Source organism: bacterium (assembly GCA_023150945.1).
GTDB lineage: Bacteria > Zhuqueibacterota > Zhuqueibacteria > Zhuqueibacterales > Zhuqueibacteraceae > Coneutiohabitans.
Window position 1 is genome coordinate 1 of sequence record JAKLJX010000089.1, and the last position, 627, is coordinate 627.

Genomic DNA, 627 nt, shown 5'->3' on the forward strand with positions numbered 1-627 from the left:
ACACCGCGGCATTGGCCTGGGCGCCGGAATGCGGCTGGACGTTGGCGTAGTCGCAGTCGAACAGCGCCTTGGCCCGCTCGATGGCCAGGCGCTCGGCCACATCCACGTGCTCGCAACCGCTGTAGTAGCGCTTGCCCGGATAGCCCTCGGCATACTTGTTGGTGAACACGGTGTTCTGGATGGCCATCACCAGCGGACTGGCGTAGTTCTCGGAGGCGATCAGCTCAGCGTGGTCTTCCTGCCGTCGTTCCTCGCGCAGCACGGCTGCCGCCAACTCGGGATCAAAATCGGAGAGCGTCAGGGATGGGTCATACATGGGTGGGTCGTCCTGTGGTCTGAATTGTTCGGGTCCGGAACTCGATGCGGTCGGGGGCGTCGATGCCCAGCTTCATGCCGCTGCTTCCTGCGGCGTCGTTTCGGAGGGCGCTGCAGGGCCGTCCGATGCGGTCGGCGACAGCAGGTGGGCGAGGCGCGCCACGATGTCGTCGATCTGCGCTTCGTCGCAGACCAGCGGGGGCAGCAGCCGGATGGTGTTGTCGCGGGTCACCGTGATGAGCAAGTGCTGTTCGGCCAGGGCGCGCCCAACCAGCTCATTGCAGTTCCTGTTCAGTTCGATCCCCGCCATCA

2 protein-coding genes are annotated in these 627 nt (G+C 65.1%); both read right to left on the reverse strand.

The features are described from left to right. The coding region (gene glyA / locus L6R21_28175) for a serine hydroxymethyltransferase (GenBank protein ID MCK6563082.1) at positions 1-316 on the reverse strand (316 nt) is incomplete at its 3' end. Between the two features lie 72 nt (positions 317-388). Further along, positions 389-627: aspartate aminotransferase family protein (locus L6R21_28180; protein ID MCK6563083.1), on the reverse strand; the 239-nt coding region annotated here is incomplete at its 5' end.